13 protein-coding genes are annotated in these 13,916 nt (G+C 63.7%); 4 read left to right on the top strand and 9 right to left on the bottom strand.

Translation table 11 applies throughout. From position 1 onward, the window contains the following. Positions 1-57 precede the first annotated feature (57 nt). The 5 genes from AC5I5I_RS18010 to AC5I5I_RS17990 form a co-directional block, all read right to left on the bottom strand. On the bottom strand, positions 58-498 hold the full coding sequence (locus tag AC5I5I_RS18010) for a lipid-binding SYLF domain-containing protein (protein ID WP_495975296.1): 441 nt from the start codon (positions 496-498) through the stop codon (positions 58-60). A 163-nt stretch (positions 499-661) separates the two neighbouring features. Next, positions 662-4,393 (bottom strand): vitamin B12-dependent ribonucleotide reductase, encoded by a 3,732-nt coding sequence (locus AC5I5I_RS18005; RefSeq protein WP_495975295.1) that lies wholly within the window; start codon positions 4,391-4,393, stop codon positions 662-664. Positions 4,394-5,012: 619 nt separating this feature from the next. Further along, the gene (locus AC5I5I_RS18000; RefSeq protein ID WP_495975294.1) at positions 5,013-5,153 is read right to left on the bottom strand and encodes a hypothetical protein; all 141 of its coding nucleotides are present in this window, start codon (positions 5,151-5,153) and stop codon (positions 5,013-5,015) included. Beyond that, on the bottom strand, positions 5,150-5,947 hold the full coding sequence (locus tag AC5I5I_RS17995) for an SDR family NAD(P)-dependent oxidoreductase (protein WP_495975293.1): 798 nt from the start codon (positions 5,945-5,947) through the stop codon (positions 5,150-5,152). The genes AC5I5I_RS18000 and AC5I5I_RS17995 overlap by 4 nt, the downstream gene beginning before the upstream one ends. Beyond that, positions 5,940-7,157 carry a zinc-dependent alcohol dehydrogenase gene (locus AC5I5I_RS17990; RefSeq protein WP_495975292.1) on the bottom strand — a complete coding sequence of 406 codons (1,218 nt, stop codon included), beginning with the start codon at positions 7,155-7,157 and terminating at the stop codon, positions 5,940-5,942. Before AC5I5I_RS17990 ends, AC5I5I_RS17995 begins: the two co-directional genes overlap by 8 nt. A gap of 240 nt (positions 7,158-7,397) precedes the next feature. Between AC5I5I_RS17990 and AC5I5I_RS17985 the strand changes: the two genes are divergently transcribed. Then, a complete protein-coding gene (locus AC5I5I_RS17985) occupies positions 7,398-7,799 on the top strand; it encodes a hypothetical protein (protein ID WP_495975291.1) in 402 nt (133 codons plus the stop codon). Between the two features lie 39 nt (positions 7,800-7,838). On the opposite strand, the gene AC5I5I_RS17980 is transcribed toward AC5I5I_RS17985, so the two are convergent. Further along, positions 7,839-8,042, bottom strand: coding sequence for a dodecin family protein (locus AC5I5I_RS17980; protein WP_495975290.1), 204 nt, complete (start codon positions 8,040-8,042; stop codon positions 7,839-7,841). Between the two features lie 198 nt (positions 8,043-8,240). On the opposite strand from AC5I5I_RS17980, the gene AC5I5I_RS17975 reads away from it, so the two are divergent. Continuing rightward, on the top strand, positions 8,241-9,020 hold the full coding sequence (locus tag AC5I5I_RS17975) for a diguanylate cyclase domain-containing protein (protein ID WP_495975289.1): 780 nt from the start codon (positions 8,241-8,243) through the stop codon (positions 9,018-9,020). A 26-nt stretch (positions 9,021-9,046) separates the two neighbouring features. Here the strand turns inward: AC5I5I_RS17975 and AC5I5I_RS17970 are convergent, their stop codons facing one another. After that, positions 9,047-9,910: a helix-turn-helix domain-containing protein gene (locus tag AC5I5I_RS17970; RefSeq protein ID WP_495975288.1), complete on the bottom strand. Its 864-nt coding sequence runs from the start codon at positions 9,908-9,910 to the stop codon at positions 9,047-9,049. Between the two features lie 92 nt (positions 9,911-10,002). Here AC5I5I_RS17970 and pobA point away from each other — a divergent pair, with 92 nt between their 5' ends. Then, positions 10,003-11,175: a 4-hydroxybenzoate 3-monooxygenase gene (gene pobA, locus AC5I5I_RS17965; RefSeq protein WP_495975287.1), complete on the top strand. Its 1,173-nt coding sequence runs from the start codon at positions 10,003-10,005 to the stop codon at positions 11,173-11,175. 9 nt (positions 11,176-11,184) lie between these two features. Here pobA and AC5I5I_RS17960 read toward each other — a convergent pair whose 3' ends face one another. Beyond that, the gene (locus AC5I5I_RS17960; protein WP_495975286.1) at positions 11,185-12,072 is read right to left on the bottom strand and encodes a cation diffusion facilitator family transporter; all 888 of its coding nucleotides are present in this window, start codon (positions 12,070-12,072) and stop codon (positions 11,185-11,187) included. Between the two features lie 159 nt (positions 12,073-12,231). On the opposite strand from AC5I5I_RS17960, the gene AC5I5I_RS17955 reads away from it, so the two are divergent. After that, positions 12,232-12,642: an NADH:ubiquinone oxidoreductase subunit NDUFA12 gene (locus AC5I5I_RS17955; RefSeq protein WP_495975285.1), complete on the top strand. Its 411-nt coding sequence runs from the start codon at positions 12,232-12,234 to the stop codon at positions 12,640-12,642. Between the two features lie 116 nt (positions 12,643-12,758). On the opposite strand, the gene AC5I5I_RS17950 is transcribed toward AC5I5I_RS17955, so the two are convergent. Continuing rightward, the gene (locus AC5I5I_RS17950) at positions 12,759-13,748 is read right to left on the bottom strand and encodes a Bug family tripartite tricarboxylate transporter substrate binding protein (RefSeq protein WP_495975284.1); all 990 of its coding nucleotides are present in this window, start codon (positions 13,746-13,748) and stop codon (positions 12,759-12,761) included. Between the last annotated feature and the right edge of the window lie 168 nt (positions 13,749-13,916).

Below are 13,916 nucleotides of genomic sequence, written 5' to 3'. Positions count from 1 at the left end.
AAAAGAAGGGCGGCCTTGCGGGCCGCCCTGTCTGGTCGCAACGCCTGTGCGGCGGAACTATTTCAGCGTCAGCGCCATGCCGTTGAGATCGAGGTTCACCATCAACCCGGTCTGGGTGCCGGCGAGTTGCATCACCGCGCCGCGCTGGTTGGTCAGCACCACGGCCTGCGGTCCGCGGATGATGGCGGCGCCAGCCGAGCCCGCGCCATAGACGCCCTCGACATCGCGCGGCGAATTGATGTTGCGCACGGTGCCGCGCAGGTTGATCGCGGCGCCGCCGAAGGTGAGGCCCCAGCTTAAGCCCCCGATGGCCAGCGGATAGCGGCGGCCGCGGAAGGTCAGCGTGCCTTCGCCGATGGTGCCGCCGATCACCCAGCCGCCCTTGAGAAAGCGGATATGCACGGTGCCCTGGTCGGCGCGGGCGGTGGAGGTGAAGCCGATCGCGAGCACGGCGATGAGGGATAGCGCGAAGATGCGAAGGCGCGTGATGGTCGTCATGGAGTGTCCCCGGGTTTATGCGGTCGGCGATGCTGGGGCGTCCCCCGGCCAACGCGATGACGCGAGCGCTATCAGTACCTGATTCGCACAAAGGGCCGCGCTGAGCGCGGCCCTTTTCGATCTCCGTTTGGCGGGCACGAGCGGATTGGTGCTCGGCTACAGCTTACGAACACCCCGTGGTGCTGCCGCAGGTGTCGCACTTCATGCAGGTGCCGTTGCGCACCAGCGTGAAGTTCTGGCACTCGCCGCAGGCCTCGCCCTCGTAGCCGCGGGCCTTGGCTTCTGCTCTCCGTTCGGAGATCGCCGCTTTCGGCTGCGCGCTGGGTTGAACCTTCGGTTCCTCCAGCATCGCCCGCATGCGCTCTGCGACCGGATTGAGATCGAGCGCGGGCGCCGATTTCAGCGCGGTGGCGCCGGCGGAATGAAACGCGGTGACGTTGGTGGCGGCCTGCTGCGAGCCCGCCGACACCGCCGGAGACGCATGCGACGAGAACACCCCGAGCTTGTCGCTGCGCGAGCGGGTGATGCCCTTCGACAGGTATTTCGCGGCCGGCGACTGCACCTCCGGCGCCTTGCCTTCTTCCACGCCCTTGCCGAGCGCGTCGAAGCCGGTCTCCGACGGATCGACATGCGCGAGGTCGAAGCGGCTCATATAGCTCACCGCCAGTTCGCGGAACACGTAGTCGAGGATCGAGGTCGCGAACTTGATCGAGTCGTTGCCCTGCACGGGGCCGGACGGCTCGAACCGCGTGAAGGTGAAGGCGTCGACATATTCCTCCAGCGGCACGCCATATTGCAGGCCGAGCGAGACCGCGATCGCGAAATTGTTGATGAAGGAGCGAAGCGCCGCGCCTTCCTTGTGCATGTCGATGAAGATCTCGCCGATCCGGCCGTCATCGTATTCGCCGGTGCGCAGATAGACCTTGTGACCGCCGACCACCGCCTTCTGGGTGTAGCCCTTGCGGCGATCCGGGAGCTTCTCGCGCTCGCGGATCACGGTGATGCGCTCGACCACTTTTTCGATCACGCGCTCGGCCAGCTGGCTGGTGCGCGCGGCATTGGGCTTGTCGATGAAGGCTTCGAGCTCGTCGTCGTCCTCGTCTTCATCGGCGATGAGCTGCGAATTCAGCGGCTGCGACAGCTTCGAGCCATCGCGATAGAGCGCGTTGGCCTTCAGCGCCAGCTTCCACGAGAGCATATACGCGCTCTTGCAGTCGTCGACCGAGGCCTCGTTCGGCATGTTGATGGTCTTGGAGATGGCGCCGGAGATGAACGGCTGCGCCGCCGCCATCATGCGGATGTGGCTTTCGACCGAGAGATAGCGCTTGCCGGTGCGGCCGCATGGATTGGCGCAGTCGAACACCGCGTAATGCGCGGGCTTCAGGTGCGGCGCACCTTCCACCGTCATCGCGCCGCAGACATGGATGTTGGCGGCTTCGATCTCGCGCTTGGTGAAACCGAGATGCGCGAGCAGGTCAAACGTAGGATTGGCGAGATCGGCCGGCGAGACGCCGAGCGCATCGCGGCAGAACTGCTCGCCCAGCGTCCATTTGTTGAAGGCGAACTTGATGTCGAAGGCGGTTGGTAGCGCCTTCTCGATCAGTTCGATGGCCTCGCTGGTGAAGCCCTTGGCCTTCAGCGTCGAGTGGTTGATCGCCGGCGCATTGGCGAGGTTGCCGTGACCCACCGCATAGGCCTCGATCTCGGCGATCTCGGCTTCGCTGTAGCCCAGCGTGCGCAGCGCTTCCGGCACCGCGCGGTTGATGATCTTGAAATAGCCGCCGCCGGCGAGCTTCTTGAACTTCACCAGCGCGAAGTCGGGCTCGATGCCGGTGGTGTCGCAATCCATGACGAGGCCGATGGTGCCGGTCGGCGCGATCACGGTCGCCTGGGCGTTGCGATAGCCGTGCTGTTCGCCGAGCGCGATCGCCTTGTCCCAGGCGAGCTTGGCGTGATTCACCAGCGTCTGGTCCGGGCAATGCGAGGCCTCGATCGGCACCGGATTGGTGCCGAGCTGCTCGTAGCCCGATGCTTCGCCGTAAGCCGCGCGACGATGGTTGCGCATCACCCGCAGCATGTGCTCGCGGTTCCTGGCAAAGCCCGGGAAGGCGCCGAGTTCGGCCGCCATCTCCGCCGAGGTGGCATACGAGATGCCGGTCATGATCGCGGTCAGCGCGGCGCCGATGGCGCGGCCGGAATCGGAGTCATAGGGGATGCCGGACGACATCAGGAGACCGCCGATATTGGCGTAGCCCAGTCCCAGCGTGCGATATTCGTAGGACAATTGCGCGATTTCCTTCGACGGGAACTGCGCCATCATCACCGAGATTTCGAGCACCACGGTCCACAGCCGCACCGCATGTTCGTAGGACGCGACGTCGAACACCTTGGTGTTCTTGTCGCGGAAGGTGAGCAGGTTCAGCGACGCCAGATTGCAGGCGGTGTCGTCGAGGAACATGTATTCCGAGCACGGGTTCGAGGCGCGGATTTCGCCCGAGGCCGGGCAGGTGTGCCAGTCGTTGACCGTGGTGTGGAATTGCAGGCCGGGATCGGCGCAGGCCCAGGCGGCATGGCCGATCTTCTCCCACAGGTCGCGCGCCTTCAGCGACTTCGCCACCTTTCCGGTCTTGCGCCAGGTCAGATCGAAATTGCCGTCGGTCTCGACGCTCTTCAGGAAGTCGTCGGTGACGCGCACCGAGTTGTTGGAGTTCTGGCCGGAGACGGTGAGGTAGGCTTCGCTATCCCAGTCGGTGTCGTAGATCGGGAAATCGATGTCGGTGTAGCCCTGGCGCGCGAATTGAATCACGCGCTTGATCATGTTGTCGGGCACGAACGCCTTGCGGGCGAGCTTGATCTCGCGCTTCAGCGCCGGATTCTTGTCGGGCGAGAAGCAGTCGTCGCCGGAGCCTTCGCAATTGACGCAGGCCTTCAGCACCGCGCGCAGATGCTTCTGATTGATCTTGGAACCGGTGACGAGAGCGGCGACCTTCTGCTCCTCCTTCACCTTCCAGTCGATATATTGCTCGATATCCGGATGGTCGGCATCGACCACCACCATCTTGGCCGCTCGGCGCGTGGTGCCGCCCGACTTGATCGCGCCCGCCGCGCGGTCGCCGATCTTGAGGAACGACATCAGGCCGGACGACTTGCCGCCGCCGGACAGCTTTTCGTTCTCCGCGCGAAGCGCCGAGAAGTTCGATCCGGTGCCGGAGCCGTATTTGAACAGGCGCGCCTCGCGCACCCACAAGTCCATAATACCGCCCTCGTTGACGAGGTCGTCGGAGATCGACTGGATGAAGCAGGCATGCGGCTGCGGATGCTCGTAGGCGCTCTCAGACTTGCGCAATTCGCCGCTCTGGTGATCGACGTAGTAATGGCCCTGCGACGGACCGTCGATGCCATAGGCCCAGTGCAGGCCGGTGTTGAACCATTGCGGCGAGTTCGGCGCGCACATCTGCATCGCCAGCATGTAACGGTGCTCGTCGAAGAAGGCCTGGGCATCGGTCTCGGTGTCGAAATAGCCGCCTTTCCAGCCCCAATAGGTCCAGGTGCCGGCCAGGCGATCGAATACCTGGCGGGCGGAATGCTCGCCGACGCTGCGCTCGGCTTCAGGCAGCAAGGCCAGCGCGGCATGGTCGGCGACCGAGCGCCACAGGAAGGAGGGAACCGAATTCTCCTCGACCTTCTTCAGCGCCGCAGGCACGCCGGCCTTGCGGAAATACTTCTGGGCGAGAACGTCGGACGCCACCTGCGACCAGAATTCCGGCACTTCCACATTGTCGAGCCGGAACACGACCGAACCGTCCGGATTCTTGATCTCGCTTGTGGTCAGGCGGAAGTCGATCCCCGCATAGGGAGACTGTCCGTCCGTGGTGAAGCGCCGTTCGATCCGCATTCGTCTTGCCCCGTTCTTGTCTTGCCGGCGGCATTGCGCCGGTCTGTTCCGTGACGACGGCCCGTCCCGCCATCGTCATTCGGCTCTGTTCTTGTTCGACGCCCGTTCACTTTAACTCAGCAGGTGCTGGTTTGGCCGCACCCGTTTTCGGCCCCGGCAGAGACGCGAAACCCACCCCCGCCAAGGGCTTAGTCTGGGCGGGTGCCTGCCTCGCAAACGCTGTCGGAGGAGCCGGCGGAGACGACAAACACACCCGCGCCGGACTTGAGACTCAACCTATGAAGACTTGCCCGGCCCGTCAAGCTATAGTGGCTCAGTTCCTACCAAACCCTAAAGCTTGTGTCCCCTGTTGAGAATTGCGGGGATTACTCACGAACCAGTGAATGCAGTTTGGGAGCGCTGGGGGGATTCGCCAAGCGGAAATCCACCTGCGGCGAAACGCCCAGGTCATGGTCCCGTCGCACGCGCCGAAATAGGCTCAAACACAGAGATTCGCTGTCAAGCGTCACACGGGAGGACGCGCAAGGGAGGGTCGCGAAGCGGTGCCCAGGCACCTCACGCGACCCTCCCAATAAACTCAAAACGCAGCGATTCTCCGTTTGACCCCAAGCAGATAGCGCTACCCTGCAGGTCTGTCCTTGGGATAGTCGCGTTCCGGATCGCGCTTCGGCGGCGGTTTTTGCTCCGGCTGCTGAGACGACTCGCCTGCAAGTTTCCACGGCTCGTCGGTTTCGCTGCTGCTCCGGTCCTTGCCGCTCATCGCGCGTTCTCCGCCGTTCCGGGTTTCGCCTTCTTGGTATGCTGTCGCGCCAGCGTCTCGGCGGGCAGGATGTGCGCCAGCGCCGCCTGCATCTTGTTCTGGAAGCCGCTGACCACACCGCCGTCGCCCGCCATCATCGACTTGAAGCCATCCTTCGCCACATCGATCGGGCTGGCTTTTTCCTGGGTCGCGAACTCGGTGTCGAGCAGGCCGGCGCGACGGAAGAAGTCCGCTTCCGTCGGACCCGGCATCAGGCAGGTCACGGTGACGCCCGTATCCTTCATTTCCTCACGCAGGGCGTAAGAGAACGAATCCACGAACGCCTTGGTGGCGTTGTAAACCGCATGGTAGGCGCCGGGCATAAAGCCCGCGATCGACCCGGTGATCAGGATCTTGCCCTCGCCACGGGCGCGCATGTCACGAGCGACTTTGTGGATCAGATACAACGTGCCGGTGATATTGGTGTCGATCACATAGCGGATATCGTTGAAATCCTGATCGAGAAAACCCTTGCCTAGTCCGCGGCCGGCGTTGGCGAGCAGGGCGGCTACCGGCCGGCCCCCGATCGCCTGATGGAGCTTCTTGTTGCCGTCGATGGTTGCGAGATCGGCCTGCACCGCCTCCACCTTGCCATTGCCGAGGCGCAGTTCGTCGGCGGCCTTCTCGATCTCTGGCTCGTTGGCTGCGATGATGAGATCGAAGCCATGCTCGGCGCATTGCCGCGCGAGCTGCAAGCCGATGCCGGTGGACGCACCGGTCACGACCGCCAGCGGCCGGTCTGTCTTATCAAGCATGGACCGACTCCTTGCGGCTCTCGAGCGGACGTTCCGGCATGCCGGGCTTGAGCACGACCTTGATGCAGCCATCCTTCTTGTCGCGGAAGGTCTCGTACAGCTCCGGTCCCTGTTCGAGCGGAGCGACATGGGTGATCACCTCGGTTGGATCAATCTTGCCCTCGTCGATGAGCGCCAGAAGCTTCGGCAGGTAGCGCTGCACCGGTGTCTGCGCCATGCGGAAGGTGAGGCCGCGATTGATTGCAGAGCCCATCGGGATCTTGTCGAGGAAGCCGCCATAGACGCCGATGACCGACACCGTGCCGAAGTTGCGGCAGCAATGGATGGCCTGACGCAGGACATGCGGCCGGTCGGTGCCCATGAACGCTGCGACCTTGATGCGGTCCCAGCGCGCCATCAGACTGGAGGAGGGCTCGGCCTCGGTGCCGACAGCGTCGATGCAGGCATCGGCACCGCGACCTTCGGTCTTGTCCATAATGACCTCGTAGACGTCCTCGTCGAGGAAATCGATGGTCTCCGCGCCAGCGACACGCGCCAGCGCCAATCGCTCCGGGACTGTGTCGATGGCGATGACGCGTTCGGCGCCGAGCAGGAATGCCGAGCGGATCGCAAACTGTCCGACCGGACCGCAGCCCCAGATCGCGACCGTTTCGCCGCCTTTCAGGTCACAGAATTCCGCGCCCATATAGCCAGTCGGGAAGATGTCGGAGAGGAAGAGCACCTGCTCGTCGCTCAGATGGTCCGGCACCTTGATGGGCCCGACATCGGCGTAGGGGACGCGCAGATATTCGGCCTGGCCGCCGGCATACCCGCCGAGCAGATGCGAATAGCCGAACAGGCCGCCGGGCGCGTTGCCCCACAGCTTCGCGGCCTTGTCGCGATCCGGGTTGGTGCGCTCGCAGCCTGAGAAGAATCCGTTGCGGCAGAAGAAGCATTCTCCGCAGGAAATGGTGAAGGGCACGACGATGCGGTCGCCGGGCTTGAGCGCCTTGTTGCCGCTGCCGACCTCGACGACTTCGCCCATGGTTTCATGGCCGATGACGTCGCCACTCTGCATCTGCGGGATGATGCCGGCATGGATATGCAGGTCGGAACCGCAGATGGCACAGGCCGTCACCTTGATGATCGCGTCCTGCCGATGCTCGATCCGGGGATCGGGAACTTCCTCGCAGCGGATGTCGCCTTTGCCGTGCCATGCCAGAGCTTTCATTCGATGTTCCTTCGCGCGCGACCGGCCGGGGACATCCGGCATCCGAGAGCCAACGAAGGCGGAGACGTGAAAGTTCAGGCGCGGACCCGGATAATTGCCGAAGCTGGCACAATGCCGCGCGGAACACCCTGACATCCGCCGAGGGTGTCCGATATCCGGCATTTGACTCAAATCGCCAGCGTTTCGGCACCGGCTCTTTAGACCCCGGCGCGCTAGCCTCCGCCGTTTGTGGAGGCTCCCATGCGCAGACTGGTGTCGTTTGTGTTCGTGGCGGTCGTCGGCGTCGCGTCGTCGGCGTCAGCGCAAAGCATCGTCGATTTCAGCCAGCCGCAGACCGGCAAGTCGCGGTTTGTGCTCAATGCCGACATGACTCCAGCCGATCTTGGTGCCGCATCCGAACCAGCCAAGCCGGTGGCCGTGGCGCCGCGCGTGCCGGCCTGCGGCGAAGGCTGCAAGCTGGAGCAGCCGGTGATGCCCCGCGAGAAGGCCTATGGGTACCGCGACGAACCCGGTTCTTCCGGCTCGCGCAGTGGCACGGGCTCGCGCGTCATCGTCGTCAACAACGCAAACGGCAATCAGGCGCAACAGGCCGCGAAGCCCGCCCCCGCGCAGCGCAGCGGCTTCCGCATGCGCCGGCGCTGAGAACGGCTTCGCGACCCGCTTCGCAATCGCGCAGCGCGTTCAGTCCTGCAGGATGAACGTCACCTTCAGATTGACGCGGTACTCGTCGATCTTGCCTTTCTTGATGACGCATTTCTGGCCTTCGACCCAGACGCCTTCGACATTTTTCAGCGTCTTCACGGCGCGGGCCACGCCGTTCTGGATGGCGTCTTCGAAACTCTTCTTGGAAGCGGAAATCAGTTCGGTCACGCGAGCGACAGCCATTGCGATCCTCCCTTGATTTTGCAGAGCCGGATCGGTGCGGCTCCGCGTCCAAGCGTAGGGGGTGGGGCGGGGCGGTCAAGCCGTCCCGATGGCTGGTCGGACGCAGGGGCCGCGCCCTCCGTTGCCGGCATTCAGCGGCAATTTACCTCCGGACGGTAAGTATCTTTTCAGGACCGCGAACAGACCGGAGCAAATGTGATGATTGGGGCAGCCACGCTATCGTCGCGTGCCAGTTTCCAAGACATGGTGATTTGGCTTGCCTCGGTCGGCGCTGTGATCCTGTTTGCCTACGAATACAGCTTCTTCGAACATTCCGACGCGATGACCTCGCATGAGAAGCGTGTCACGACCGGAGAGTTTTTCGTAGTCTCCGGCGTCTTCATTGTTGGACTCATCATCTTCGCGTTTCGCCGGGGCCAGCAGGAGAAGCGCGAAATGGCTTTGCGGCTTGCCGCAGAATTTGCGGCAAACCGGGCCCGCGACGAGGCGCTGCACGATCCGCTCACGAACATGCCGAACCGTCGCGCTTTGTCGGAGGCCGTGTCGGCGGCGCTGAGCCAACCCGATCCGGCGCATACGTCACACGCCCTGGTGATGTTCGATCTGAATGGATTCAAGTCGGTCAACGACCATTACGGTCATCCGGTCGGCGACCGCGTGCTGCAGGAGATCGCGGGCCGGCTCGAAGCCGCCGCCGGTCCTGCAAAAATTTCGGCGCGTATCGGGGGAGACGAATTCGCGATCTTCTGTCCCTCGGTGCGGCAGGCCGCCGATGTCGAGCAATTCATTCGCTCGACGGTCAAGACGATCGAGGCGCCGATTATCGTGGACGGGATCGAGCATCGTGTCGGCGCGGGTGCTGGTATCGCGCTCTATCCGCGTGACGCGCGTACCGAACAGGATCTGTTCCGGCGCGCCGACGAGGCGCTCTATCGCGCGAAGGCCGAGCCGCGCTCCGCGGTCTGCACCTACAGTTAGACATCCGATCGCGACTATCCCGGCCCTCACAACGAACCGATGCGCTGACGAAACGCGCGCGGCGACTGGCCGGTGGCCTGGGTGAAGGTGCGGGTGAAATAGGCCGGATCGTCGAAGCGCAGCGCATAGGCAATCTGCGAGATCGACAGATTGGTGTAGACCAGATGCCGCCTGGCTTCGCGCACCATGCGGTCGCGGATCATCTGCGTCGCCGGGCAACCATAGGCCTCGCGCACGACGCGGGTGAGGTGGGTCGGGGTGACGTTCAGCGCCTCCGCATAGCGCGCGACGGGCCAATGCTCCAGGAAATGCGCGTCCAGCAAGTCTTCGAACCGCCGCAGGAGATCGGCGCCGGGCGTGCGTGCGGCCGGGCTGTGCTCGGCGGCAAGCGCGCGCGCCACCAGACCGAGCAGCATGCCGGACAGCGATCGCAGCAGGTGTGCGCGTGCATAATCGCGCGCGCCGAATTCGGCGAAGATCCCGGTCGCGATCTTGCGCATCTCGCCGGTGCCGGCGATCACGGCGGCCTTGCCGAGAACGCGCGCGAGTCCCTCCGACGGCACCAGCACCTGATCGAGGAATTCCGAAACGACGGTCACCACCCAGCCATCGGTGCCGGGCCTGAACGAGAAGCCATGCACCTGGCCGGTCGGCACGTTGACGAGAGACATCGGCCGCAGGCGATGGCGCTGCCCTTCTAGCGTGACCGCGCCGCCGCCACGCGATACCAGCAGCACCTGATGCAGGCGCGCATGGCGATGCGGCTCCAGTTCCCAGTCATGCAGCACCGAGCGCGCCACGATTGTCTCGCAATGGACGACGTCGGGGACGTCGCTGGTCTCGCCGAACAGATTATAAGACCGAATGGCCGAGCTGGCGGAGGCGCGCATGTTCGATTTGTACAAGAAATCGTGCGCTTGATCCATGTCCTTTCGGCGCCGGCGACCCTAGGTCAAGATACAGGATCAGGGAGGACGCGGCCATGAAAACACAGGTCTGCATCATCGGTGGCGGCCCGTCCGGGTTGCTTCTGTCACAGCTTCTGCACCTGCGCGGGATCGACACCATCCTGCTCGAAAAGCACAGCCGCGAATATGTGCTGAGCCGGATCAGGGCCGGCGTGTTGGAGCACGGCTTCGCCAAGCTGATGCGGGAGGCGCAATGCGGCGAGCGCATGGACCGCGAGGGCGAGATCCACGAAGGCTTTTACATCGCCCATGACGGCAAGCTCGACCGTGTCGATCTGCACAAATATTCCGGCGGCAATTCGGTGATCGTCTATGGTCAGACGGAGTTGACGCGCGACCTTTACGAGGCGCGCGAGCGCATGAAGGGCAATGTCATCCACAATGTCGAGGACGTGCATCTCAATGACATCACCTCGGACGCGCCCTATGTGAGCTATCGCGACGGCGACCGGATCGTGCGCATCGATTGCGACTACATCGTCGGTGCCGACGGCTTCCATGGCGTCAGCCGCAAGGCGATCCCGAAAGGCGTGTTGCGCGAATACGAGCGCATCTATCCGTTCGGCTGGCTCGGCGTGCTGTCGCGCACAAAGCCGGTCTCGCCGGAACTGATCTATGCGAAGCACGAGCGCGGCTTCGCGCTCTGTTCTCTTCGGTCGCAGGTGCTGAGCCGCTATTACATCCAGGTGCCGCTGGAAGACACGGTCGAGGACTGGTCCGACGATGCATTCTGGGCGGAGCTGAAGCGCCGCCTGCCGGACGAGGTGGCCGAGCAATTGCAGACCGGTCCGGCGATCGAAAAGAGCATCGCGCCGCTACGCAGCTTTGTCGCCGAACCGATGCGCTACGGCCGATTGTTTCTCGCCGGCGACGCCGCCCATATCGTGCCGCCGACCGGCGCGCGCGGGCTCAACTCGGCGGCGTCGGATATCTATTATCTCTATCACGGGCTGGTGGATCATTATCAGAACGGCGACGATGCCAAGCTCGACGGCTATTCCGACAAGGCGCTGGCGCGGGTGTGGAAGGCGCAGCGCTTCTCGTGGTGGATGACCACGCTGCTGCATCGCTTTCCGGCCAACAGCCCGTATGAGAACAAGCTGCAGGAGACCGACCTGCAATATCTGTTCTCGTCGGAACTGGCGAAAGGATCACTGGCGGAGAATTATGTCGGGTTGCCGTTCTGAACGTTCGCCCTACAGCACGACGATCCCGGCATGCTTGGCCTTGTCGTCGGGCTCGACATGGATCGAGATCAGCGCATCCTGCATTTCGGCCTTGATCGCGCGCTCCAGCCGGTCGCAGATTTCGTGGGCCTCGGTGACGGTCATCGTGCCTTTCACCACCAGATGGAAATCGACAAAGGTCATAAGTCCGGCGTGGCGGGTGCGCAGGTCATGCGCCTCGATCGCGCCGTCGGCATTGGCGGCAATGACCGCGCGGATGCGGGCCAGTTCGCCGTCGGGTATGGCTTCGTCGAGCAGGCCGCCGACGGATTCCTTCATCACCCGCCAGCCCGCCCACAACACGTTGACGCCGACCAGCGCGGCCATAATCGGATCGAGGATCACATAGCCGGTGAGGGCGGCGAGCGACACGCCGCACAGCACACCCATCGACGATACGACATCGGTGAACAGGTGCCGGCCATCGGCCACGAGGGCGGGTGACTTGCGCTTGCGTCCCTGCGTGATCAGGACATAGCACCAGACCGCGTTGATCGCCGTGGCGCCACCGTTTACCGCGAGCCCGATCCAGGGCGCGTCGACGATGCGGGGCGCGCGCAGTGCTCCATAGGCTTCGTGGAAGATCGCGATCGCCGCGACAATGATCAGCGCGCCTTCGATCACGGCGGAAATATATTCGGCCTTGTGGTGCCCGTAAGGGTGATTGGCATCGGCCGGCTGCGCGGCGAAGCGAATCGCGATCAGCGCGGCGATGGCGGTCGCGACATTGACGATGCTCTCGATCGCGTCCGACAGCAGCGCGACGCTGCCGGTCAGGTGCCAGGCGAGATATTTCAGAGCAAGGACGACAAGACCCACCGCGATGCTGCCTGCGGCGAGAATCTGAACCCGTTTCATTGGCGACCGCTGGTGGATGAACGGGCGATCTAGGCCGGCGGCGGCGGCGGCGCAAGCATTGTGTTTTCAAATGCAAATCGGTTGCAAATGCAGACGATCTGGACTTCCCGGAGCCGCGGTGGCATGAGGGGCGTGCACCTCACGGAACGCGCGGCGGCAATGAAAAACTTCTTTATCCGCTTCTTTACCTGGTGGAACGGCCAGACGCTGAACACCCAGCTCTGGACCTGGCTCTATGGCGAGCTTGTCGGCGAGGACGAGCTTGGAAACCGCTATTTCCGGACCAAGGGCGGCAAGATCGATCCGGTGCTCGGCTTCGAGCGGCGCTGGGTGATCTATAACGGCTATGCCGAGGCGTCGACCATTTCCCCGGCCTGGCACGGCTGGATGCACCACACCGTCGACACGCCGCCGACCGAGGAGAAGTACAAGGCGCGGCCCTGGCAGAAGCCGCACCGCCCGAATCTGACGGGCACGCCCGGCGCCTACCGGCCCTCGGGCTCGACGCTGGCGCAAGGCCGCCGGCCGAAAGCCACCGGCGACTACAAGGCCTGGACTCCGGGGCGGTAAAGTCGTCGGACTTTCAGTTCAGTCATGCGCGGTCTCGATCCGCGCATCCATCATAAGACCCGCATTCGAAAAGGGATGGATTGCCGGGGCGAGCCCGGCAATCACACCCGCGAGTGCTACATTGATCCTTCCAGCCCGAGTTTGCGCACCAGCGTGCCCCACTTTTCGCGCTCGCTGGTGAAGTATTGCTGGATGCCGTCAACCGACGGCGTATCGACCGGGATCAGGCCGATATTGCTGGCCAGTTTCTTCATCTCCGGATCGCCCATGATCTTCTTCATTTCGGCATGCAGACGATCGACGACCGGCTTAGGCGTCGCTGCCGGCGCCAGCAGCGCGTGCCACGACACAGCCTCGAAATCCGGCGCCTTGGCGGCTTCGGCGAAGGTCGGTACGTCGGGCAGCGACGGCAGGCGATCCTGCGACGAGACCGCAAGCGCACGCAGGCGGCCGTCCTTGATCAAGGGCAGCGAAGCGCCGGCTTCGGCAAACGCCATTGAGACGTGACCCGCGGCAATGTCGGCCACGGCCTGCGGCGACGACTTGTACGGCACATGGGTGATGTCGAGCCCGAAGCGCTGCTTCATGTATTCCGACGACAGATGCAGCGCGGTGCCGGCGCCCGGAGACGAATAGGTCAGCGGCGTCTTGCTCTCCTTGGCATACTTGATCAGATCGGGGACCGAGTTGACCGGCAGTTTCGGATCGACCACGAGGATGAAGGGCGACTTCACATAGAGCGAGATCGGGACGAAGTCCTTCTCGGGATTATAGTTGAGCTTCTTGTAGAGCACCTGGTTGATGGCCATTGGCGCGCTGGTCGAAACGAGCAGCGTGTAACCGTCAGCGGGCGCGGTCGCGACCGCGGTCGCCGCCAGCATCAATGCTGCGCCGGGCCGGTTTTCGACGACCACCGGTTTGCCGAGTGAGGTCTGCAGCTTGTCTGCATAAAGCCGGACCAGCGAGTCCATTCCGGTCCCGGCGGCCAGCGGAACCACGATGGACACCGGGCGTGTGGGATAATCCTGAGCGAATGACGCGGCAGGGTGCAGAAGGGCGCATGCGGCGAGGGCGAGCAGCGCCCCGCGGCCGGTGACAAACGACATGAAAATATCCTCCCTCGAACCGGCGCCTTTGCGGCGCTCTGGTTCCATCACCATGCAGCCCCACGGCGAGATCGGCAAGCGGGTGCGACACGCCGCCAGGTGCCGGGCCACATTACCGCTGATCGCCCTTTCGCCGCCGCAATCGGCATGTTAACCGGAGAATTGCAT

It is taken from the genome of Pseudorhodoplanes sp. (assembly GCF_059499825.1).
Note: the sequence above shows the minus strand (reverse complement) of the source record. Positions and strands in the feature narration are given on the sequence as shown.